20 protein-coding genes are annotated in these 21,723 nt (G+C 67.4%); 10 read left to right on the forward strand and 10 right to left on the reverse strand.

The features are described from left to right. Window positions 1-207, forward strand: a 207-nt coding sequence (locus tag VF168_00795; GenBank protein HEX7002710.1) for a cytochrome c, incomplete at its 5' end; no start/stop codon positions are given. A 36-nt stretch (window positions 208-243) separates the two neighbouring features. Here the strand turns inward: VF168_00795 and VF168_00800 are convergent. The 4 genes from VF168_00800 to VF168_00815 all read right to left on the reverse strand — a co-directional run bounded on the left by VF168_00800 (window position 244) and on the right by VF168_00815 (window position 8,838). Continuing rightward, the gene (locus VF168_00800) at window positions 244-2,298 is read right to left on the reverse strand and encodes a methanol/ethanol family PQQ-dependent dehydrogenase (protein HEX7002711.1); all 2,055 of its coding nucleotides are present in this window, start codon (window positions 2,296-2,298) and stop codon (window positions 244-246) included. A gap of 38 nt (window positions 2,299-2,336) precedes the next feature. Then, entirely contained in the window at window positions 2,337-4,592 is a 2,256-nt protein-coding gene (locus VF168_00805) for a cytochrome c (GenBank protein ID HEX7002712.1), read from the reverse strand. A gap of 177 nt (window positions 4,593-4,769) precedes the next feature. Beyond that, a complete protein-coding gene (locus tag VF168_00810; protein HEX7002713.1) occupies window positions 4,770-6,647 on the reverse strand; it encodes a hypothetical protein in 1,878 nt (625 codons plus the stop codon). A 277-nt stretch (window positions 6,648-6,924) separates the two neighbouring features. Further along, entirely contained in the window at window positions 6,925-8,838 is a 1,914-nt protein-coding gene (locus VF168_00815; protein HEX7002714.1) for a long-chain fatty acid--CoA ligase, read from the reverse strand. 148 nt (window positions 8,839-8,986) lie between these two features. On the opposite strand from VF168_00815, the gene VF168_00820 reads away from it, so the two are divergent. Together VF168_00820 and VF168_00825 are read left to right on the forward strand one after the other, a co-directional pair. Beyond that, window positions 8,987-10,360, forward strand: coding sequence for a serine hydrolase (locus VF168_00820; GenBank protein ID HEX7002715.1), 1,374 nt, complete (start codon window positions 8,987-8,989; stop codon window positions 10,358-10,360). Continuing rightward, window positions 10,357-10,968, forward strand: coding sequence for a histidine phosphatase family protein (locus tag VF168_00825; GenBank protein HEX7002716.1), 612 nt, complete (start codon window positions 10,357-10,359; stop codon window positions 10,966-10,968). Before VF168_00820 ends, VF168_00825 begins: the two co-directional genes overlap by 4 nt. Before the next feature lie 24 nt (window positions 10,969-10,992). Here VF168_00825 and VF168_00830 read toward each other — a convergent pair whose 3' ends face one another. After that, window positions 10,993-11,340, reverse strand: a complete 348-nt coding sequence (locus tag VF168_00830) for a hypothetical protein (protein HEX7002717.1) — start codon at window positions 11,338-11,340, stop codon at window positions 10,993-10,995. 193 nt (window positions 11,341-11,533) lie between these two features. Here VF168_00830 and VF168_00835 point away from each other — a divergent pair, with 193 nt between their 5' ends. From VF168_00835 to VF168_00865, 7 genes are all read left to right on the forward strand, one after another. Beyond that, window positions 11,534-11,674, forward strand: a complete 141-nt coding sequence (locus VF168_00835) for a lmo0937 family membrane protein (GenBank protein ID HEX7002718.1) — start codon at window positions 11,534-11,536, stop codon at window positions 11,672-11,674. A 15-nt stretch (window positions 11,675-11,689) separates the two neighbouring features. Continuing rightward, window positions 11,690-11,911 (forward strand): hypothetical protein, encoded by a 222-nt coding sequence (locus tag VF168_00840; GenBank protein HEX7002719.1) that lies wholly within the window; start codon window positions 11,690-11,692, stop codon window positions 11,909-11,911. 85 nt (window positions 11,912-11,996) lie between these two features. Further along, a complete protein-coding gene (locus tag VF168_00845) occupies window positions 11,997-12,248 on the forward strand; it encodes a hypothetical protein (protein ID HEX7002720.1) in 252 nt (83 codons plus the stop codon). Between the two features lie 198 nt (window positions 12,249-12,446). Then, window positions 12,447-13,112, forward strand: a complete 666-nt coding sequence (locus VF168_00850; GenBank protein ID HEX7002721.1) for a VWA domain-containing protein — start codon at window positions 12,447-12,449, stop codon at window positions 13,110-13,112. 77 nt (window positions 13,113-13,189) lie between these two features. Beyond that, on the forward strand, window positions 13,190-13,939 hold the full coding sequence (locus VF168_00855) for a PP2C family serine/threonine-protein phosphatase (protein ID HEX7002722.1): 750 nt from the start codon (window positions 13,190-13,192) through the stop codon (window positions 13,937-13,939). Then, complete coding sequence (locus tag VF168_00860; protein ID HEX7002723.1) at window positions 13,936-15,735, forward strand: hypothetical protein; 1,800 nt, start codon at window positions 13,936-13,938, stop codon at window positions 15,733-15,735. Before VF168_00855 ends, VF168_00860 begins: the two co-directional genes overlap by 4 nt. A 123-nt stretch (window positions 15,736-15,858) precedes the next feature. Beyond that, the gene (locus tag VF168_00865; protein ID HEX7002724.1) at window positions 15,859-16,953 is read left to right on the forward strand and encodes a glucose-1-phosphate thymidylyltransferase; all 1,095 of its coding nucleotides are present in this window, start codon (window positions 15,859-15,861) and stop codon (window positions 16,951-16,953) included. A 20-nt stretch (window positions 16,954-16,973) separates the two neighbouring features. Here VF168_00865 and VF168_00870 read toward each other — a convergent pair whose 3' ends face one another. The 5 genes from VF168_00870 to pstC are packed head-to-tail and all read right to left on the reverse strand — an operon-like array spanning window position 16,974 to window position 21,649. Next, complete coding sequence (locus VF168_00870) at window positions 16,974-17,948, reverse strand: ATP-binding protein (protein HEX7002725.1); 975 nt, start codon at window positions 17,946-17,948, stop codon at window positions 16,974-16,976. Beyond that, on the reverse strand, window positions 17,932-18,657 hold the full coding sequence (locus tag VF168_00875; protein ID HEX7002726.1) for a response regulator transcription factor: 726 nt from the start codon (window positions 18,655-18,657) through the stop codon (window positions 17,932-17,934). Before VF168_00875 ends, VF168_00870 begins: the two co-directional genes overlap by 17 nt. 9 nt (window positions 18,658-18,666) lie before the next feature. Then, complete coding sequence (gene pstB, locus VF168_00880) at window positions 18,667-19,476, reverse strand: phosphate ABC transporter ATP-binding protein PstB (GenBank protein HEX7002727.1); 810 nt, start codon at window positions 19,474-19,476, stop codon at window positions 18,667-18,669. Further along, window positions 19,476-20,726, reverse strand: coding sequence for a phosphate ABC transporter permease PstA (gene pstA / locus VF168_00885; GenBank protein ID HEX7002728.1), 1,251 nt, complete (start codon window positions 20,724-20,726; stop codon window positions 19,476-19,478). Before pstA ends, pstB begins: the two co-directional genes overlap by 1 nt. Continuing rightward, window positions 20,723-21,649 (reverse strand): phosphate ABC transporter permease subunit PstC, encoded by a 927-nt coding sequence (pstC, locus tag VF168_00890; protein ID HEX7002729.1) that lies wholly within the window; start codon window positions 21,647-21,649, stop codon window positions 20,723-20,725. Before pstC ends, pstA begins: the two co-directional genes overlap by 4 nt. Window positions 21,650-21,723 lie beyond the last annotated feature (74 nt).

A 21,723-nucleotide genomic window follows, 5' to 3' on the forward strand; every position in this document is an offset into this window, starting at 1 on the left:
AACGTCTCCCTGGCCGACCTGCCCTACACCGTCTCCCGCATCGTGATGGGAGGCGGCGGCATGCCCTCCTTCCACGGCGTGCTCTCGACCGCCGAGATGGCCCAGGTCGCCAGCTTCATCCGGGAGGCGTGGGGCAACGAGGGCGGACCGGTGGGGATCCTTCGGGCGCAGAACTATCACGGGGGAACTTCGGGCCTTCAGCAGTGAGCGGGTTGGGTCCTCCAGCTTCGGGAGGGTCGCCGCCTACCGAACCTCATCTTCCTGCTGGCCGCCTTCCGCAGGCTGTTCCTGCGGCTGTTCACCATCCTTCGGCTGTTCCGGCTGCTCGTCCGGCGCTGCCGCTTCCTCCTGCCCAGAATCTTCGTCCTCTGCCTGGGCTCCACCGGACCGCTGCGAACCGAGGTCCCCCACCTGTTCCTTCAGCGCGAACACCCAGACGACACCGCCCTGCGGCACGCTCACGTCCCAGGGACCGCCCAGTTGGGCAGCTATCGAGTCCTGCATCCTCACCGCGTCCACGCCCCAGCCGGACTGCACGGCCACGTACTGGGTACCGTCGACCTCGTACGACACCGGCACACCGATGACGCCGGAGTTCGTGCGCTGCTGCCAGAGCACCTCTCCCGTTTCCGCGTCGAACGCGCGGAACATCCGGTCGTTGGTGCCGCCGGTGAAGACCAGTCCCCCACCGGTTGCCAGCACCGGCCCCCACGTGTGCGATCCCTCGAACTCGTGCGTCCAGACCTGTTCGCCCGTGTTCACGTTCCAGGCCTGGAGCTCGCCGACGTGGTCGGCGCCCTCGCGCACGTAGAACTCGCTGCGGGCACCGAAGTAGGTGAGACCCGCAACGTACTGCTCCTCTACCCCGACGAGCCGACTGCAGAGGTTCTCGTTGGCAGGGATGTAGACATACTCGGTCTGCGGACTGTAGGCGATCGGCGGCCAATCCTTGCCTCCCCAGGTCGAGGGGCAGAAGGAGGCCTGCTCGCCGACACCGGCCTTGTGCTCGGGGTCGTACTCGGGGCGGCCCGTTTCCGGATCTATCGACTCGAACACGTTCTGGAACACGTACTCGCGAGCATCCACGAAGGAGATCCCGTCTTCGCTTCGCTCGAGGAACCAGAGGTAGCCGTCGCGGGCTGCATGGACGAGTCCCTTTATCGTCTCGCCGTCGCGCTCGAACTCGACCGCGATCGGTGAGGCCACCTCATCCCAGTCCCAGGAGCCGTTCCAGTGGTACTGGAAATGACCCTCGATCTCGCCCGTGTCGGCGTCCATCGCCACGACCGAAGCCGTGTAGAGGTTGTCGCCGGGACGGGACTCGCCGATCCATGGCGCGGCATTGCCGGTCCCCCAGTAGGTGAGGTTCAGCTCGGGGTCGAATATCCCGGTGATCCAGATCGGGGCGCCGCCATGTTGCCAGGTGTCCCCAGGCCAGGTGTCGTTCCCCTCCTCGCCCTCGCCGGGTATGGTGTAGGTCTTCCACACGCTCTCACCGGTCTCGGCATCGAAAGCCTGTACGAAACCTCGGACGCCGAGTTCACCTCCGGAGACGCCGACCATCACCTTGCCGTTGGCGACCAGCGGCGCGAGCGTCATGTAGTAGCCCTTCCGGTGATCCTCCACCTGCTTCTCCCAGACGACCTCGCCCGTGCGGGCGTCGAGCGCAACCAGGTAGGTGTCGAGAGTGGCCAGGTAGACCTTGTCCCCGTAGAGCCCGACCCCGCGACTCGTGGGGTGGAGCTGGAACAGGTCGTGAGGCAGATCCCGCTCGTACTCCCAGAGCTTGTCCCCGGTGGCGGCGTCGAGGGCGATCACCTGGTTCTCCGGAGTGCTCACGAACATCACGCCGTCGTTGACGATCGGCGGGGCTTCGTGCCCTTCGATCACCCCAGTTGAGTAGGTCCAGGCGGGCACGAGGTTCGAGACGTTCTGACGGTTGATCTGGTCGAGTGGGCTGTAGCCCCAACCGTTGTAGGTGCGGCGGTAGTGGAGCCAGTTCGCTGGTTCAGGTTCGAGCAGTCGTTCGTCGGTCACCGCCGTGTAGTCATCGATCGTCCTCGCCGGCTGGGTGTCCTGGCCTCCCTCAGGCGGACCCTCTTCTCCGCCCTGGTCCTGCTGTTCCTGGCCGCCCTGGTCCTGCTGTTCCTGGGCACCCTCGGGCGACTGCTGGTCCTGCTGCTCCGACTGGGTCTGTTCGCCTCGTTGGTCCTGCTGCTGCGCGGGCCCCTCCTGCTGAGCTACGCCGAACGCCAACACGGCCGCGATCGCCAGGCAGTGCATCAGCCTTTCGAACATCGTTCTCCCCCGATCCTTGTCGCTGCGCCTGCTCCGGCTCACTGGTTCTGCTGTCTACCCTGGCCGGAATCTCCCTCCTGGTCGCCTTCGGGCGGACCCTCCTGCTGCCCGCCTCCCGATTGCACTCCCGGCTGGCCACTGGGTGCGGGCAGCTGCACCGACGCCAGGTCAGCCTCCGAGGGCTGCAGCTCCTGCCCTCCCGGTGTGAAGCCGTACTGCTGCAGCAGGAAGGCGATGAGGTCCACGTATGTCTGGTGTCCCAGAGTGCCCGGGCGATCCTGCGGCATGCGGCTGCTCACGAAGTCGAACAGCTCCTGCACGGACCGACCCTGCCAATGGTCCAGGAACTCCTCCCCGGCGACGGCGGGGTACGAAGCCCGACCCAGCAGGTCGTTCCCGTGGCAGACGGCGCAGTGGTCGAAGTACTCCTGGCCCCCCTGACGAGCCTGGGCCTGGGTGAAACCGATCTGCTGTGGCTGGTCCTGTCGCCGGCCCTCTGATCGGTTCTGGGGCTGCCCCGGGCGATCCGACTGCTGTTCTGTTCGCGGTTGCCCCTGTTGGCTCTGCTGTTGGCCCATCGCTGGTTGGCTCTGCCGCGGGGCCTGTTGTTGGCCGGCCGGTTGTTGGTCGGTTTGGCCACCCTGCTGGCCCTCCCCACCCTGCGGCTCCGATCGGCCCCGGCCCGCCTGCTGCACGTCGATCGTGAACGTCAGCGGAACCGAATCGGCCGGAACGGTTATCTCGATCCGCAGCTGATCGCCCGTCTGCTGCGCGGTTACCTGGGCCTGCTGGGAGGAAGTCTGCTGCGGCTGGCCCGACTGCTGTGTGGTCGGTTGACTCAGTTGCTGACTCGGCTGTTGTGCTTGTTGTTGGCCTTGCTGCTGAGCTTGCTGCTGAGCCGGCTGCCGTGCTTGCTGCTGAGCCGGCTGCTGTCCCTGCTGGGCTTGGCCCCCGCCACGCACCTGAGCCACCTGTTGCGCCGACACCTGCCCGAAGCCGTTGCCCCAACTGTTCATCTCGTGCGTGGCGACGGCGGCGATCTGCTCGTCGGAGAGCATCCCGGCGAACGCCGGCATGCCGCCGCCGCCGTTCAGGATCTGACTGATCACGGCCTGCGGATCCTGCAAGGTGGAGTTCCCGGCGAGGGCGGGGCCCACTCCGCCACCACCCTGAGGACCGTGGCAAGAGGCGCACTGCTGGGAGTAGATCTGGCCTCCCTGAGCGGATTGGCCTCCTTGAGCGGACTGAGCGCCCCCTGCCGCCTGGCTCTGACCAGACGACTGCTGCTGCCCGGCGCCAGACTGCTGCTGTCCCTGGGACTGGCCCCCCTGGGCCTGTTGGTCCTGAGCTCCTCCGCTCTGCGACTGCTCGCCTCGCTGCTGGCCCTGTTGCTGATCCTGTTGCTGTGCCTGCCCGCCCCCGCGAACTTCGCTCACCTGCTGAGATGTGACCTGCCCGAAACTGTTGCCCCAACTGTTCATCTCGTGCGTAGCGATAGTAGCCACCTCTTCGTCGGATAGCTGATCGGCGAAGGCCGGCATGCCGTTCCCGCCCTGCAATATCTGGGTGATCACGGCCTGGGCGTTCTGCATGAACTGGTTGCCGGCGAGTGCCGGTCCCACGCCCCCTTCTCCCTGGGCACCGTGGCACACGGCGCAGTGTTGGGAGTAGAGCATCTGGCCCTGCTGCGTCGACGGCCCTGCTTGGCCGCCTCCAGCCGCCTGGCCCTGGCCGGACTGTTCCTGGCCCGCCTGCTGCTGACCTTGCTGAGGTTGCTGCTGGCCCGCCTGATCCTGGCCCGCCTGATCCTGGCCCGCCTGGCCCTGGCCCGCCTGGCCCTGGCCCGCCTGTTCCTGGCCCGCCTGTTCCTGGCCCGCCTGGCCTTGGCCTGATTGCCCCTGGCCCCCTTGGCCTTGGCCTGATGGCCCTTGGCCCGCCTGCTGAGCTTGCTGAGACTGCTCCTGGCCCAGCCGAGCCTGCTGGTCACCGCCGATCGGTTCGAGAACGATCTCCACCGTCTCCCGAGCTCCCCCGGCCAGCTCCACCTCGACATGGCGGGCGGCGCGGCCCTCGGCGGTGGCGACGATGACGTATCTCCCTGGTTCCAGGCCGCTCAGCACTTCGCTCCCGCTCAGATCGAGCATCGAGACGAAACCTCCGGGCCCGCTGACGCTCACGAGCGCCTGTGACGGCTCGGTCCGTATCTCCAACGAAGCGCCTTCGTTCGGGCTGTCCTGTACCAGAGCCATGCCCATGAAGGCGGCGACGACGATCGTCAAGATCCCTCGCCTCATGTCGGTCCCCCCAAGATGCTCGACCGGATCGAGCCACTGCGCGGCGGATTCCGCTACCTGCGTCCACCGTGCTTCCGCACCACCGCATCGACAATGAGCCAGTGCACGTTCGTGCGATGCGTTACCATCCGCGGGCCGCAACGGTGACCGTTACGCCTCAGGTTCGACGGTCAGCACTCAAGGGGATGCGGTCCGCGCGGCCGTGCCCTCCTCTCCTTGCCACCTGGGCGAAGTACCGCCTTTGCCCGCTGCCCCGATGCTGAAGGTGACGTTGCCTGAGCCGGAGAGGGTGCCGCTACCGCCCAGGAAGATGCCTATGCTGGGGCCGCCGGCGGCCCCGCCGCCGGCGCCGCCCGAGCCACCGTTGCCTCCTCTGCCTCCATCTCCACCGATCGCAACGGTTCCGTTGCAACAGTCGCCACCCGCCCCGCCATCGCCACCGATGCCGCCGGACCCCCCTGCGCCACCGTCGCCGCCGTCGCCGCCATTGCCGGTGGTTATCGACGTTGGGCCCGCGATGACGACCGAGGAGTCCCAGATGTAGATCCCGAACGAACCGCCGCCTGCCTTTCCGCCCTGGCCACCGGACCCGCCCGCGCCACTGGCTCCGCCACCACCTCCGCCGTTCCCGGTGGCGCCGCAGCCGCTGTAATCGCCGTGGCCGCCTCCTCCGCCGCCACCTCCTCCGCCACTGCCATCCGTTCCACCCGTACCTGGCTCTCCGTCATCCCCCTGCCACTCGGTTGACGCGTAGTCGAAAACGTTCAGACCTCCGCCCCCATCGATCCCCGCCGAACCAGCCGAACCAGGTAGTCCGTCGCTGCCGTTCCCACCCCTGCCGCACGAATAGCTGCCGAATCCGCCGAGGCCACCCGAGCCGCCGCCTCCTTCACCCGCGTAGCCGTCGGCCCCTTCGCCGCCTTCGTAACCGCCGTCACCGCCGTCACCGCCTTCGAAGGTTCCGTAGGCGTACCCGCCGTAACCGCCGAGGCCCAGGTACCACTCGTCACCGCTGCCGCCATCGTCGCCCCAGCCGCCGTCGCCGCCGTCGTTGCCGGCGGCTCCCGCCTGCCCGTCCGAACCGTCCAGTGCGTCCCCGGCTACGATATCGACCGCTTCGAGAGTTACTACCGACCCACCTGTCGCCCTGAGCGCGTAGACACTGAGCGAATCGCTTCCGGCCGACCCCTCGATCGTCATCAACTGCAGCAGGACATCGGTGCCGCCACGCAACAGCACCCCCTGTCCTTCGCCAACCAGCCGTGTGACCTCGTCGGTCGACCGTGACCAGTCGGAGGGGTCGTAGCCCCCGTAGAGGCGAAAGTCGCTCAGCACTTCCAGACCGCTCCCGACCGGGTAGGTTCCTGCGGCGATGACGATCTTCCCGAGCAGGCGCGAGCGACCGACCCCTATCGCCGCCGAGGGGGTGGCGAGCGGCGAGCTACGGGTACCGGGGTTGGAGTCGTTCCCGAGCGGGGAGACGAACAGCGTGCCGGAGTCCTGCCCGTCGAAGCCGTCGCAGTTGACGTCCACGAAACCCAGGTCCGGCTCGTCGACCGCATCGGGGTTGATCGCGCCGTCCCCATCGTCGCAGTCACCGGCGTTCCCCACGTACCCGTCCGGCGCCTCGAGCGCGGCCAGCGCCGCCTCGGGATCACCGTATCCGTCCGAGTCGACGTCAGGGAACCAGACGTCGGCGACGACGACCGACAGGCCGAACCGGACGCTGTTTCCCGCGCTGTCTTTGGCCTCCACCGCGAGCGCCCGTTCCCCGCTGCCCTCCGCTCTCCATTCGATCATCCAATCCCGCCGGTCGTCCGCGCCACCGCCGCGGGGACCCACGCTTCCCGCGGCGAGTTGGGCGCCACTCTGGCCATCGAGCAAGCGGACCGTGGCCACCTCGCGATCATCCACCACGAAGCCGCGGAAAACGGCGGTTCGGTCGCGCCCGAGCAGGCTGCCCTCCACGGGGGTGGCCACCTCGAGCACCGGTGGAAGCGTGTCGGGCGGTAGGGGAACAGCACCGTTGCAGGCTGCGAGCAGCAGGGCGGTCACGACGGACGGGACATGTCGCAGGCCAGCGCCGACGACTCGATGGGGTGCGGGGACGGAGTGCATCGCGCTTCCTCTCCGGTGCCGTGGCGAGCGGAACGCCGCGGGGCCGGGTAGTTGCGATAGGCACGATTTGGCCGATCAGGACCGGCCATACCCGGCACGGATCCACCGAAGGTATGGCGCTGGGCGTTATGCGGCCGTTACGCGGCGCGGAACTGCCAGGAGGATCGGTGCCGCCCGCCGGCGTGGGAAGCGAAAAGCGCCGGCCGTCGAGCTGTCAGACCTCTATGACGACGACTCCTTCGGGCTCGGCGCCAGCGGGCCGGTAGAGCGACTCGATCGCTTCGCGGTAAGCGGCCAGGGCGGGCTCCCGCCTCAGCTTGAGGGTTGGGGTCAGCAGCTCGTTCTCGGTGCTCGCCTCGCCCACCGTAAGCACCGCCCGCTTCACGCAAGACCAGCCGGGCAGGCCGGCGTTGGCCCGTCGCAGCGAGTTCCGGACCGCTTCGTGGAGGGCCGGTTCGGGGAGAAGTTCCCTGGCCTCCACGTTCCGTTGCGGGAACAGCGCCATCAGGGCTTCACGGTTGAGGAAGAGGAGCGCCGCGCAATACTTCTCGCCTTCACCCAGGACTACGGCGTGCTCGACCAGCGCCTCTGCCTCCAGTTGCTGTTCTACCGGTTGCGGCATCACGTACTTCCCCGTCGAGAGCTTGAACAGGTTCTTCTTCCGCCCTGTGATGGTTATGAACCCTTCGTCGTCGATCCGACCCAGGTCACCGGTGTGGAACCAACCATCCCTGAGGACCTCGTCGGTAGCGTCCTGACGCTTGTAGTAGCCCAGCATCACGTGGGGTCCGCGCGTGAGGATCTCCCCATCCTCGCTCGTCGTCACCTCTGCCCCGGCGATCGGTGTTCCGACCGTGCCCGGCCGATTGTTGTCGGGTCGGTTGAAGGAGATCACCGGGCTCGTCTCCGTGAGCCCGTACCCCTGGAGGACGTTCACGCCGGCTGCGCCGAAGAGGTTCACGAGCTCCGACCGAAGTGGCGCGGCGCCGACTATCACGTTGCGCATGCGCCCGCCCAGCGCCTCCCGCCACTTCGAAAGGACCAGGCGATCTGCCAACTTCAGCTTCATGGCTTCGCTGCCCTGAGGCTGGGCGTCCACTCGGTAGCGCCGAGCGAGGCCCAAGGACCAGTCGAAGATCGCACGCTTCAGGCCGTGAAGTTCGCTGCCCACCCCCATTATCCGTTCGTAAGCCTTCTCGAGCACCCGCGGCACCGTGGCCATCATCGTTGGCCGGATCTCCCTGAAGTGCTCCCGAAGCCTGTCGGGATCGCTGTAGTAGACGGTGTTCCCGTACCACATGCAGCCGTACTGGAGGGTTCTGGCGAAGATGTGCGACAGCGGCAGGAAGGAGAGGACCGTCTCGTCGGGACCCCGCCCGTAACCTGCCAGGCCGGTGAACGAGGCGATCGCGTTGCTGCTGATGTTCTGGTGGGTCAGCATCACCCCCTTGGGAACGCCGGTCGTTCCGGAGGTGTAGATGATGGTGGCGAGTTCGTGCGGAGAAAGCCCCTCACGAAGCGCTCGGACGGCGCCCGGGTCGGAAGTGGCTACGGCTCGGCCGCGACTCATGAGGTCGCCCGCGACAACGGCAGCTACGCCTGGGACTGTCTCGTCGGGCGCCTCACCCTCCATCACGACCACCATGTTCACGCCGGTTTCGGGGAGTGTGGGCGCGACCTTGGCGAGCAGCTCGGCGTCGCTCACAACGAGCACCCGCGCCTCGCTCTCTACGAGTATGTGGCGGATGTTGCCGGCGGCGTGGGTGAGGTAGATGGGCACCGTGACGAGACCGGCCATCAGGCAAGCCATGTCGGGGAGGGTGAACGAGACGTCGTTCTTCGCGAAGAAGGCCACCCGGTCGCCCTTGTTCATGCCGATGGCGCCGAATCCCAGAGCGAGAGCCTCTGCCTGCGACCGGAAGTCGGCGGTGGACAGGGAAATCCACTCCCCATCCCGTAGCTGGTTGAACGCCTTCTGATTCGGGTTCCGCTCGACCGCATCGTCGAGGAGCGAAACGATCGTTCGCCCCAGGACCAGTTCGCTGGTCCCTTCATCCGGGCGGAAGGAGCGGAAGGCTGCCCCTTCCGCGACGGGAGTGGGGACATCCTGTCGCATAACGTCGGTCACTTCGCCACCCCTGCTTCCAGATAGGGCCCCAACTCGTGGAGCGCACTGACCGAATGGCCTGTTGTACAGCTGGCTAAAGGTTAGCACGCCCCGCCCCGACCCACTAGGACGGGTGCAGGACGATCGACAGCTGCGTTACTGTCACCGCATGGATACGTCCCGACTGGAGGAGTTCGTCTTCGAGAAGATGGCCCGAACTCGGCTTCCCGGCCTCAGCCTCGCACTGGTGGCGGACGAGGAGCTCCGCTACGCCCGAGGCTTCGGACAGCGGGATCTCGACGACGGCCGGCCGGCCACCCCCAACACCCTCTACAGCATCGGCAGCGTCACCAAGTCGTTCACGGCGCTGGCCGTCTTGCAGCTCGTCGAGCGGGGGGTGCTCGACCTGTCCGACCCCGTCGAGAAGCACCTGCCGTACGACATCAGGCCGAAGGGAGGTACGGTCCGGCTCGAGCACCTCCTCACCCACTCGTCCGGGATCCCCGCTCTCGCCTACTCCGAGGCGGTGATCGGCCACGCCAACGGCACGGGGGGTCGTCCGCTGCCGATCGGGGGGCCCGAGGACGTCCTCACCTTCATGTCCGGGTCCGCCGAGTGGGCCGAGAGCCTGCCCGGCGAACGCTGGGCCTACGCGAACGAGGGCTACGCGCTGCTCGGTCTGATCGTCGAGGAGGTGTCGGGCCAGAAGTACGAGGAGTACCTGCGGCAGAACGTCCTGCGTCCCCTCGGGATGGAGCGCAGCTTCTTCGCGCGCAGCGAGGTCGAGGCCGACGCAGACGTCGCCGTTCCCTACGTGCTCCCCGCCGACGCACCTCCCCGACCCGGCCGCTACCTCTATCGCAACATCCGCAGTGAAGGCGGCCTCATAAGCAATGTCCTCGACCTCGCTCGCTACCTTCGCGTGTTCCTCGCGGGCGGGGCAGGGGTGGTCGAGCCGGGATCGGTCGAGGCGATGATGAGGCCCAGGGTAGACGGCCCGTTCCGCCGTTCCGGACTGGCGGGCGAGCCGGCCGGGGACGTGGCCAGCGGTTGGGGGTTCGGCCTGGTCGCGGAGGAGCTGCTCGGCCGCAAGATGGTAGGTCACGGGGGCAGCGTGCTGGTCTCCACGGCATATCTGGCGTTCCTTCCGGAGGATGGCCTGGGCGTGGCGGTGCTCGCCAATGCGAGCGGCTACCCCCTGCGGAAGATAGCCAGGGCAGCGCTGGCCACGATGCTGGGCGAAGGGCCGGAAGTCGTGCCGGCCGTGAAGGTCGAGAGCGAGCTCGAAAGCGTCTGCGGCCGCTACCGCGGTTTCCGCGGAGCGATCGAAGCGACGGTAGAGAGGGAGGGCGACTTCCTGCGACTCCGGTTCGACGGATCAGCTGCTGAGCAGGCGATCCTCGTGCCGGAGCAGCTGACCGGAAGGGAGCTTCGCTTCTTCACGCTGACCGACGGCCTTCGACTCCCGGTCGTGATACGGCGCAGCCAGACCGGAACCGAGCTCCTTTTCGAACGGCACAAGCTGAGGAGGACAGGCGAGTGAGGGTCGGCGCCCAGGAGGATATCCTCGTCCTGGTGCGGCACGCGCGAACCGCGCCCGTTCCCGAACTCGAAGCGGCGGCGTGGCGCCTGGCCGAAAGCGCGACCGATGAGTGCCGCAGGCTCGCGGACGAACTGCGGCCACTGCACCCCGACCGCATCATCACCAGCGACCATCACAAGGCCGAAGCGACGGGCGCGCTCCTGGCCCGCTACCTCGGTCTTCCCCGCGAGAGCGCCGTCGGCCTCGAGGAGCACGACCGCAGCGGGGTCCCGTTCTACGAGGACCCGCGAGAATTCGTGGCGAAGGTGAAGCGGCTGTTCGATCGACCCGAAGAGGTCGTACTGGGCCAGGAAACGGCCGAGGGGGCGCTGGAACGCTACGAGGCCGCGATCCGCCGGGAGGCGGAGCTTCATGGTCGCGAGCGGTTGATCCTCGTGAGTCACGCGACGGTGATGGCCCTGCTCGTGGCTCGCCATAACGAGGTCGACGGTTTCGAGTTCTGGAAGACGCTCGAGATGCCCGAGGCGCTGGTGCTACGACTCGAGGACTTCGCCCTGCTGGATCGGCTAGGGGCAGGAGGCGCCTCGAACGAAGAGGTCAACCGCTGAGGGCGGGCCCCTTCGTCCCGCCGCCTAGCTCTGCCGGCTTCCTTCGGCCTCGGCCTTGACGGCCTTCTCGACGAACTCGCGGGCGAAGATCTTCATCTCTGCTGCCAACGCCTGGTTGCGAGTGGCGCCCTGATACGTGTCGGCCAACGACATGAGCGTCTGGAAGAGGAACTCGTTCATCTCCTGGACGGTCATCTCCTGCGTCCACAGGTCGATCCTCATGGCGTTGCGGGCCTCCGGGTCCCACAGCGCCAAGAGCATCGCTCGCGCCTCCTGCTCGCCAGGCACCGGCGCTTCGTCCGCCTGCCAGCGGATCGACTCGATGCCCTCGTCGCTGCGGTCGACGCTCAGCCTTATCTCGGAACTCTTCATATGACCGATTCTAGCCCCGCCCCGGATGGGTCGGGAGTCGCGACCGTGTGACGGGCGTCTCAATCGGCCCGGCGTGGGGGCCCCATTATTGTTGCAGCGACCTGAGCGGTCAGCGGGCCAGGCGGATCGGCGGCACCAGCCGCGGATCCCTGACTCCCGCGGTCCTCAGTAACGGGTCGAAAGGGGGGCAGAAATGCTGGAAACCATCGCTATCATCCTGATAGTTCTCTGGCTGCTGGGCCTGGTCACCGGGTACACGCTGGGCAACTTCATCTACATCCTGCTGGTCGTCGGGATAATCCTCTTCCTGGTTCGCCTCTTCAGTCGAGCGTAGCGGAGGACGGGAACCATGAGGGCAGCGACCATCGTCGGCATCCTCCTCGTCCTGCTGGGGATCGCTGTCCTCGTCTTCGGCGGCTTCTCCTTCACGCAGGAGGAGACCGTGCTCCAGCTGGGCCCCGTCGACGTCGAGGCCGCGGAACGAGAGACGGTTCCGCTGCCACCGATCCTGGGCGCGATCTCGCTCGTAGGGGGGATCGTCCTCATCGCCATGGGCAGTCGCAAGGGCTGAGGAGCCGGCAGCCGCTCAAGCAGGCTCCGTGGTATGTATCGGTCGACGGCATACGGTTATCGTCTGGCCGAACGGAGTCGGAAGCATGAAAACAGTGATCTGGATAATCGGAGCGCTCCTCATCGTGGTGGGCGTGATCAGCCTGATCTTCGGCGACTTCACGCTGCTGCAGCACGAAGCAGCCATCGAACTCGCCCCCCTCAAACTGAGGGCGGCCGAGGGGAGCACGATCCCGCTGCCGCCACTGATCGGCGGAGCGCTGGTCATCCTCGGTGTGGTCCTGATGACGGTAGGCTTGGCCGACGCCGGCCTGCCTATGAAGCGCCGCCTGGATTGACCGGAACTCGCGACCTATAACTCCTGCCGGGAGTAGCTCCGGAGGGCGGCAGCCTCTGCCTCCTCCGGCGCTCCTTAATGCCCCTTTAAGGCAACACGGCCGCAGTGCACTCCATCGTTGCCGGCATCGGCCGGGGGCCGTAGACTCGGTCGAGAACCGACGATCGACGTAGCGACCCTTCGCCCCCGAGGAGATGCGATGAACGAACTCGACCTCGTGCAACTCGCCGACAATCCCGATCCCCGCGCGCCTTGCCTGCTGCTCCTGGACACCTCGGCCTCCATGGCGGGAGCGCCGATAGGAGCGCTGAACGAGGGGCTCAGGGCGTTCAAGGACGACCTCATGAACGACGAACTCGCCCGCCGTCGCGTGGAGGTTGGAGTGGTGGCTTTCGGCAACGGCGGCGTCAACACCGCCCAGGAGTTCGTCACCGTCGAGGAGTGGGAACCCGATACGTTGGTGGCTGGAGGCTCGACGCCCATGGGCGCCGCCATCCAGCGCGGCGTCGAGATGTTGGGCGAGCGCAAGGAGATGTACAAGCGCGCCGGGCTGCAGTACTTCCGACCCTGGATGTTCCTCATCACCGACGGAGAGCCGACCGACCGCTGGGAGGAGGCGGCTCAGCAGGCGAAGCGAGAAGATGCCGGCAACGGGCTCGTATTCTTCGCCGTGGGGGTCGAACGAGCGAACATGGAGCGGCTGTCGCAGATCGCTCCGCCGGGACGGAAGCCGCTCAAGCTCAAGGGGCTGATGTTCTCCGAGCTGTTCCTGTGGCTCTCGCAGAGTCAGCAGCGGGTATCGCACTCCCGGGTGGGCGAGCAGCTCGAGTTGCCGCCCGTCGGCTGGGCGGATGTGTCGGTCTGAGCAGGCGCGTGTCGCGGACCGGGGAGTCAGGAGAGGCTGAGGTAACCGCATGTCGCGACTCCTCGGCCTGGAAGGTGGTGGCGGCGACGATCACCGGCAGTTCGCATCTCGCCCGCGACGCCGGCAACGAGGACGCTCTCCACTGCTCCTCGGCAGACGATGGCACCCTCCTGCTGGCGCTAGCCGACGGCGCCGGATCTGCGTCGCAGGCGGCTGAGGGCGCACGCCTGGCTGTCGACGAGGCGGTCGCCAGCCTGATGCGCCGGCAACCACTCGGCGACGACGAAAACGAGCTCGAGGTGGCCCTGCGTGGAGCTCTCGACGACGTGCGCAAGGCGGTGGCGAGCCGGCTCCGGCGCTCGAGACCGCAGGCGCGCCACAGGGCGAGCGACTTCGCTTCGACGCTGTTGCTGGCCGTGGTGGGCGGCGGAAGACTCGCCGCCCTACAACTGGGGGACGGTGCTGTAGTGGTCGGCAGCGAGGGCCGTTGGCAGCGGCTGACGAAACCGTACCGGGGCGTTCATGCCGGCGAGACGATCTTCGCGACCAGTCGTGGAGCGGCGCGGCGGGCCGAGGTCGGGATCGTGTCGCTCGAGCGAACGGAAGCGATCGCGCTGCTCAGCGATGGTCTGGAGCCGGTCGCGACCGACCTCGCGAGCGGCGAGCCGCACGCCCCCTTCTTCGAACCCCTCGCTTCCTTCGCCCGGCGTGACCTCCCCAGTGAACTGCTGAGCGCCGAACTCGCCGACTTCCTCGCGAGTGACCGCGTAAGGCAACGCAGCTCCGACGATCTGAGCCTGGTACTGGCGGTGCGGGACGGCCCATGACACTCGTCGCCGGCCAACTGCGGACCGCCTCCGGAAGGCCGCTCGAGCTTGGCGAGGAGCTTGGGCGTGGGGGCGAGGCGCGGGTTCACGCGATCCGGGGCGACGGCGCCTCAGCGGTGAAGCTTTACGCCACCGCCGACGCCGAACGGGCGCGCAAGCTGTCGGCGATGATCGCGCGGGCGCCGCTCGACCCCGACCGCAAGGCGGGACACGTGTCGATCGCCTGGCCCCGTGAGCTGGTACTGGCCGACGACGGCAGGGTCGTGGGGTTCGTCATGCCCCGCGTCGACGCGCGCCGCTACCTTCCACTGCACCAGCTCTATCACCCCGGCAGCAGGCGAAATCGGGCGAGCGGGATCAGCTGGCGCTACCTCGTACGGATAGCCCGCAACCTGTGCGGGGCCGTAGCGGCTCTCCACGACGCCGACTACGTCATCGGCGACCTGAACGAGAGTAACGTCCTCGTGGACGACAGGGCTCTTGTGACTCTCGTCGATCTCGACTCGATCCAGGTCACCTCCGGCTTGAAGACCTTCCGCTGCAACGTTGGCAAGGGAGAGTACACGCCTCCGGAGCTACAGGGGCGCTCCTTCCGCGACACCAACCGCAAGTCGAGCAGCGACCGGTTCGGCCTGGCCGTGCTCGTCTTCCTCCTGCTGATGGAGGGCAACCACCCGTTCGCCGGCAGTTACCGTGACGAGGGGGAACCTCCGAGTCTCGAGGAGAACATCCGCTCGCGCCGCAGCCCCTACTTCGGGCGCAGCAGACTGGCTCCCCCACTGGCTGCTCCGCCTGTCGAACTGCTGGGAAGCGAACTGCAGAGTCTGCTGCGGCGGGGAGTGCTGGGTCAACCGTGGCGCCGGCCCGATCCCCGCGAACTCAAGGAAGCCCTGGGGCAGCTCGAGGGTGAACTGGTGCAGTGTGGGGCGTCCGCGACCCACGTCTACCCCGGGCACCTCGACTCCTGTCCCTGGTGCGAGCGAGCGGCGCTGCTGGGCCGCGATCCGTTCCCCTCCGCATCGACCAGGAGCGGAGCGAAGAGCGGCGCAAGCGCGAACGGTGGGGTCGACCGGGGCCTCCTGACGGGCGGAGCGACCGGTCCGCGCCCGCGCTACGGCGGTGCGAAGGACGACCGCTCGCGGCCGCCGAACAACGGCGCGAGAGACGGCCGGTCGGGAGTCTCGACCGGGGGAGCGGCCAACGGCTACTCGGTCCCAACGGTGAATGGCGCGACCGTGGGGCGCGGCTCGCTCGCGTCCGGGCGGAGTGTGGGCAACGGGGCACCGCTGCGGGGCCGGACCTCGTACGGCAGGAACGCCGCGCCGACAAGTTCTGGCGCTGCCAGGACAGCTGGTCAGCCCGTCGGTTTCAGGGGCAGCTGGGCGCAGTTCCACGCCCGGCTCCCGCTGCTTTCGCTCTCACTGCTGGCCCTCCTGGCTGCTCCGTCGTACCGGTGGCACGCCGAGATACGCACCCAACTGGCCTCGCTGACGGCGAACTCGGTGGCTCAATACCTGGGCCTCGCATCGCTCGTTCTCCTGCCCGGCCTGGGCCTCTCTGCCGCGCTCTACCGGCGCTCACGGCAACGGCCCGAATTCGCCCGCGCGCTCATCAGGCTGGAGCGGGTCGTCAGAGCGGGGGTTGCCGCCAGTCTCATGTCGCTCCTCGCCAGCCTCGCTGCCGGGCTGCTGCTGGGCCGCGGCTCGGTCCTCGCCGGCGATTGGCTGTTACTGCCCAGTTTCTGGGTCGTGGCGTTCATCATCTCGCTTCGCACCGTGGGGCCGAGCAGGCCCTGACGGCTACGGCGGGTGTCGCCGGCGGGCATGGCAGGGCCGGGCAGCGACGACTGCCTGTCCCGCTACACCACGTGTCAGGACACTGCGGAGCCTCCGGTGCCTTGCGGTATGGTTGCTCTCATAATGCCAACAGCAGGAATGAAGGGCCTGATACTGGCCGCGGGGCACGGGACGCGGCTGCGCCCGATAACCAGTCTGAGGCCCAAACCCACGATCTCCGTGGCCAACAAGCAGCTCATCCACTACGCAGTGGACAACCTCGTCGAGGCCGGCGTTCGCCAGATCGGGATCGTCGTGAGTCACGACACCATCAACTATCTGAAGAAGAGCCTCAGCGACTACCAGGGGAACGGCGAGGGGCCGACCTTCGAGTACATCATCCAGAGCCCGCCGCGGGGTCTGGCCCATGCGGTGAAGGTGTCACGCGACTTCCTCGGCGACGACCCGTTCGTCATGTACCTGGGCGACAACCTCTTCGAGCACGGCATCCGGGGCTTCGTGGAGGCGTACCGGCCCGAGGAGGGGATCAACTCGGTCCTGGCGCTCGTCAGGGTGGAGGACCCTCGGCAGTTCGGGGTGGCGATCGTCGAGGACGGCAGGGTCAAGCGGTTGGTCGAGAAGCCGCAGGATCCGCCGAGCGACCTGGCCATCGCGGGCGTCTACGTCTTCGATGCGAACATCCATCGGATGATCGAAGGGCTCGAGCCGGGAGCGAAGGACGAGTACCAGATAACCGACGCCATCCAGAAGCTCATCGAGGCGGGCTTCCAGGTCGCGTCGGTCGAGGTTCCGGGCTGGTGGAAGGATACCGGCAGGCCGGAGGACATCCTCGACGCCAACCGCCTCCAGCTGATGAGGGTGAGGCGGGAAGTCCGCGGCACCATCGAGGACTCCGAGGTGGAGGGTGAGGTGGTCATCGAGGAGGGGGCAACCGTTACCGGCAGCCGCATAGAGGGGCCGGCGTTGATCGGGGCCGGGGCGAGGGTGGAACGGGCCCACATCGGTCCCTTCACTACCATCGGCGATCAGAGCACCATCCGTGACTCCCGGCTCGAGTATGCCGTCGTGGGCGCCGGGAGCACTATCGACGGGGTAGCTTCGCCGCTACGCGACAGTCTCATCGGCGAAGAGGTGAGCATCATCGGCGAGAACGGCAGCAAGGGCGCTCACCGTCTGATCGTAGGCGACAAGAGCAAGCTGAAGCTGAACGAGAGCTGATGCCGCATCTCTCACTCCAGCTAGCCGGGACGCTCCGGGGATTCCCTTGGCGGCTGCCGCGCCGCTTCCCGGCTCCCCGGCAGCAGCACCCCGAATTCGTTGCCATGCCCGTCCGCGTCGCGCCACCAGGCGTGGCCGCCCCACCCTTCGGCTATCGAGCGGACGACGTACAGTCCCACGCCGTTTTCTCGTGAACGGGGGCCCCGGACCGGCTGTTGCAGCGCCGTCAGCGCCGTCGAGTCGAGCGGGAGCGGTTCACCTTGGTCGCGCACCATCAGTTTCACCCAGCCGTTGTCCGGCTCTGCCTGCACCACGACCCCGCCCCCTTCCGGGCCATGGATCGACGCGTTCTCGATCAGGTTGAGGATGACCTGCAGGACCTTGTCGGGATCGGCCCAAACTATCTGGCGCCCGGTCGCATCCTCGAGCCGTACACCGCGCTCCTCCAACATCGGCGCGAGGATCTGCTGCGCCCTCGCCAGCACCTCGGCGAGGGGGAGACGCCGCTCGCGAGGGGGCGATACCTCGGTCGTCAGATCGCCAAGCAGCCGAACTACCCTGTCGGCCTCATGGACCGCCCGCTCGAGCAGCCGTGCTTTCTCCCCGGGGTCGAGATCGTCGATCTCGAGCGCTTCGAGGGTCGAGCGGACCGTGGTCATCGGGGTGCGCAGCTCATGGGAGAGGGTCGCCAGTAGCGCTTCGGCTTCCTCACGGGCCCGCCTCGCCTCGCTCAGGTCGCGGAGCGCCATTCCGCCTGGTATGGGGACCGCCTCGACCACCCTCCCTGCCAAGCGGACCTCCACACGGTCGCCGTGAAGGCACACCCGCTCGAGCCGGTGGTCGCGCAAGACGGTTATCAGCCGCTTCCCCGCTGCCCAGGCGGGATCGGCGTCCAGCATCGTGCCGGCAGCGCTGTTGATCCGCACGACCCGGTCGCCTTCGAACAGGACGACGCCTTCGGCGAGGCCGTCGATCCAGTCAGCCGGTGTGGCCATCGTTCTCGATACCGCTTCTGGCACCCTTCCCGATGCCGTTCCTGGTACTGCCGGCTATCCGGTAGCCCTTGCCCCTCACCGTCTCGACGCACTCCTCGCCGAGCCTGCTGCGAAGCTGAGCAACGTGCTGGTCGACGGTTCTCTCGCTGCCCAGGAAGTCACCGCCCCACACCCGATCCAGCAGCTCGGCGCGAGAGAAGACCCGGTCGGGATTCGACGCCAGGAAGACGAGCAGGTCGAACTCGCGGCGGGTGAGGGTCAGCTGAGTTCCCCCCTTCGAAACGGCCGCGCCCTCGAGGTCGATCCGCACCTCGCCGATCCGCAGCTCGTTCTTCGGCGGCAGCCGGCGAAGGAGCGCCCGTAGACGCGCTACGAGTTCGGCGGCGCTGAACGGCTTGGTGAGGTAGTCGTCGGCCCCGGCCTCGAGGCCACCCACCCTGTCGTGCTCGCTGGCCCGGGCCGTGAGCATCAGCACCGGCAGCCTGGCAACGGCGGGATCGGATCGCAGCCGGCGCAGGAAGGCATCTCCGCTCTCGTCGGGCAACATCCGGTCGAGAACCAACGCGTCGGCCTCGGTCAGCAGCGGCCAGGCCTCACCCGAGCTAGCGGCTTCCAGCGGAGCGAACCCGCCCCGGCGCAGGTGCAGTGCCACCAGTTCGCGCACACTGCTCTCGTCCTCCACGATCAGGATCCGGGCGCTGGCGCTCACTGGGGGGGTTCAGCCGAAGTGGCCCGAGACGTAGCGCTCGGTCATCTCACTCTGTGGGTTGGTGAAGATCTGATCGGTGGGTCCCTCCTCGACCAGCACTCCCAGGTGCATGAAGGCCGTCCTGTCACTCACCCTGCCAGCCTGCTGCATGTTGTGGGTGACGATCACCACTGTGTACTCCTGCTTGATCTCGTGGATGAGCTGCTCTATCCGGTCGGTGGCGATCGGGTCGAGCGCGCTGGTGGGTTCGTCCATCAGGATAAGGTCGGGCTCCGTTGCCATCGCCCGGGCGATGCAGAGCCGCTGCTGTTGCCCGCCGGAGAGCCCCAGACCCGACTGCCGCAGTTTGTCCTGGACTTCGTCCCACAGGGCGGCCTTGCGGAGCGACCTCTCCACCAGCTCGTCGAGGTCCCCCTTGTACCGGTTTAGCCGCGGCCCGAAGGCGACGTTGTCGTAGACGCTCTTGGGGAACGGATTGGCCTTCTGGAACACCATCCCGATCCGCCGTCGAACTTCCACCGGATCGACAGCGGGATCGTAGATGTTCACCCCTTCGTAGGCGATCGTCCCTTCGACCCGCACCCCCGGGACCAGGTCGTTCATCCGGTTGATGCTGCGCATGAGCGTCGATTTTCCACACCCCGAGGCACCGATCAGGGCTGTCACCTGATTCTTGGGCACGGACAGGGAGATGTTATGCAGCGCCTGGAAATCTCCGTACCAGAGGCTGAACCGTTCGATGTTGAGGAGCGCCTCGGGCGCGTGCACAGGTTCGGTGCGAACCGTCTCGCCGCGCGGGATGGTCGTCTGCAGTGCCATTACCAGGTCCTTTCGAAGCGTCGGCGGAGGTAGAAAGCGAGCGCGTAGAGCACGACCAGCACCGCCAGCAACACCAGTATCGCCGCCGATGCCACGTTGCGGAACTCCTCCTGGTTCTCGGCGACCCATGAGTAGATCTGCACCGGAACGACCGTGTAGTTGGAGAGGAGGCCGTTAGGGGCGAAGGGAACGAAGGCGGCGGCGCCCACGAGCAGCAGCGGCGCGGTCTCGCCGATAGCGCGAGCGACCGACAAAATCAGGCCGGTGACGATCCCCGGCACGGCGTTGGGCAGGACTACCCGCCTCACCGTCTGCCACTTGGTCGCGCCCAGCCCGTAGCTCGCTTGGCGGAGCGTGCCCGGCACCGAGCGAATCGCCTCCCTCGATGCGATAATCACCACCGGAAGTATCAGTAGAGCCAGGGTGAGGGCTGCAGCCAGGACCGTCGGACCGATGTTGGCGAGCCGCACGAACAGGTAGAGCCCGAGGATGCCGTAGACGATGCTGGGCACTCCCGCCAGGTTGCGGATATTCACCTCGATGGTCCTCGTGAGCCGGTTGTCGCCAGCGTACTCCTCGAGATAGACGGCGGTGCCCACGCCCAGCGGCAGCGCGATGAGGATCACCAGGGTTATCACCCAGACGGTGCCGGCGAGAGCCGACTTGAGCCCGGCCATGACCGGGCTGCGGGAGGCGTTCTCGCCGAAGAACGTGAGGTCGAGCCAGGGGTTGAGGTAGAGGTTCTCCTGCGGGCCGAGGCCGCTGCGCAACTCGTCCACTCTGCCGATCCCTTCGAGCAGTGGGTAGCTCTGCACCGTCTCATCCCGGGTGCTGGTGACTACCCAGCGGAAGGGACCATCCGCCGCGTACCACATGAGCTCGATCCGGTTCCTCGCGAAGAAGATCCGGCGGCTCCGGTCGTTGCCCAGGACCTCCTCGATCTCGACGGCCGAAAGTCCCTGGGCCATCAGCTCGAGCCTGGCCACCCTCTCGCCGCCGAACGGCGCCTGCCACCAGGCGAACGTCTCGCCGCTATTGGCGGGGCGCGCAACCTGCCATGAGACGGTATCGGTTACCACGTCGAAGAGCAGCACCGCGACGAACAGGAGCGCCAGCACCACCGGCACGAAGGTCAGGGCGGCGAAGATGCGCCCGGCGCGGCGCCGAGCGGCAGTTCGCTCCCGCCCCCGGCCGGCGAACAGCGGGCCGCCACGGGCGGGTTCGGCGGCAGGTGCGTCGAAGCGTCTCATTCGTAGCGCTCCTGGAAGCGTCTCACTACCGCCTGCGCGGCAAGGTTGAGGAAGAGGGTCATGACGAAGAGAGTGGCGGCCACGGCGTATAGCGACCTGGCTGCGAGCGAACCCGCGGGCTGGTCGCCGGTCGCCGCCTGGACGATGAATGAAGTCATGGTGGCTATCGTCTTGCGGGGATCGAAGTGGAGGTCGGGTCGCTGGCCGGCCGCCAGCGTGACTATCATCGTCTCGCCGATGGCACGCGCGATCGCCAGTATGAGAGAGGCGACTATGCCCGAGAGCGCCGCCGGCATCACCACCTTCAGAATCAGCTCGTGCTTGGCGGCCCCCAAGCCGTAGCCGGCCTCCCGCAACGACCCGGGTACCGCCTGCATCGCGTCGACCGAGATGCTGGAGATCGTGGGCAGGATCATGAAGCCCATCACGATCCCGGCCGAGAGCGGGTTGAACAGGTCGACACCGGGGATGATGCCGCGCAGCACCGGGGTCAGGAAGAGCAGGGCGAAGTAGCCCAGGACTACAGTGGGGATGCCGGCAAGGAGCTCGAGCACCGGCAGGATCCGCCGCCGCCGGTTGGCGCTGGCGAACTCTGAGAGGTAGATGGCGGAACCGAGCCCCAGCGGCGCACCCACGATCAGCGCGATCGTCGTTACCAGCAGCGTGCCGGTCACCAGCGGGGCGATGCCGAAGTGCTGGTCGAGGAAAAGCGGCGTCCACTGGGGATCTGTGAAGAACTCGAGTAGCGAGACCTCACGGAAGAACCCAACCGTCTCGGTGGCGAGCACGACGATGACAGCCGCCGTAGTGAAGATCGAAACCAGAGCGCAGGCCAGGAGGAGGCCGGCTATGACCCGCTCGCCGCGGCTCCTGGCGCCGCGCCGGCCCAAGCCGGCCGCAAGGATGGCGCTGCTCGGTTTCATAGGACGCTCCCTCTCAGCTTCCCATCACTCCCCTGCCCGTTTCATATGCCAGGTCGTGCCGGAGCATGCTCCGG

The sequence above is a fragment of the Trueperaceae bacterium genome, from assembly GCA_036381595.1.
Lineage (GTDB): Bacteria > Deinococcota > Deinococci > Deinococcales > Trueperaceae > DASVCN01.

Excerpts from the sequence above, each read along its gene's own strand:
- VF168_00820 (HEX7002715.1), top strand. The coding sequence starts at position 8,987 with ATGGATACGTCCCGACTGGAGGAGTTCGTCTTCGAGAAGATGGCCCGA.
- VF168_00840 (HEX7002719.1), top strand. The coding sequence starts at position 11,690 with ATGAGGGCAGCGACCATCGTCGGCATCCTCCTCGTCCTGCTGGGGATC.
- pstB (HEX7002727.1), bottom strand. The coding sequence starts at position 19,476 with ATGGCACTGCAGACGACCATCCCGCGCGGCGAGACGGTTCGCACCGAA.
- VF168_00865 (HEX7002724.1), top strand. The coding sequence starts at position 15,859 with ATGCCAACAGCAGGAATGAAGGGCCTGATACTGGCCGCGGGGCACGGG.
- VF168_00850 (HEX7002721.1), top strand. The coding sequence starts at position 12,447 with ATGAACGAACTCGACCTCGTGCAACTCGCCGACAATCCCGATCCCCGC.
- VF168_00860 (HEX7002723.1), top strand. The coding sequence starts at position 13,936 with ATGACACTCGTCGCCGGCCAACTGCGGACCGCCTCCGGAAGGCCGCTC.
- VF168_00870 (HEX7002725.1), bottom strand. The coding sequence starts at position 17,948 with ATGGCCACACCGGCTGACTGGATCGACGGCCTCGCCGAAGGCGTCGTC.
- VF168_00845 (HEX7002720.1), top strand. The coding sequence starts at position 11,997 with ATGAAAACAGTGATCTGGATAATCGGAGCGCTCCTCATCGTGGTGGGC.
- VF168_00805 (HEX7002712.1), bottom strand. The coding sequence starts at position 4,592 with ATGAGGCGAGGGATCTTGACGATCGTCGTCGCCGCCTTCATGGGCATG.
- VF168_00835 (HEX7002718.1), top strand. The coding sequence starts at position 11,534 with ATGCTGGAAACCATCGCTATCATCCTGATAGTTCTCTGGCTGCTGGGC.
- pstC (HEX7002729.1), bottom strand. The coding sequence starts at position 21,649 with ATGAAACCGAGCAGCGCCATCCTTGCGGCCGGCTTGGGCCGGCGCGGC.
- pstA (HEX7002728.1), bottom strand. The coding sequence starts at position 20,726 with ATGAGACGCTTCGACGCACCTGCCGCCGAACCCGCCCGTGGCGGCCCG.
- VF168_00830 (HEX7002717.1), bottom strand. The coding sequence starts at position 11,340 with ATGAAGAGTTCCGAGATAAGGCTGAGCGTCGACCGCAGCGACGAGGGC.
- VF168_00800 (HEX7002711.1), bottom strand. The coding sequence starts at position 2,298 with ATGTTCGAAAGGCTGATGCACTGCCTGGCGATCGCGGCCGTGTTGGCG.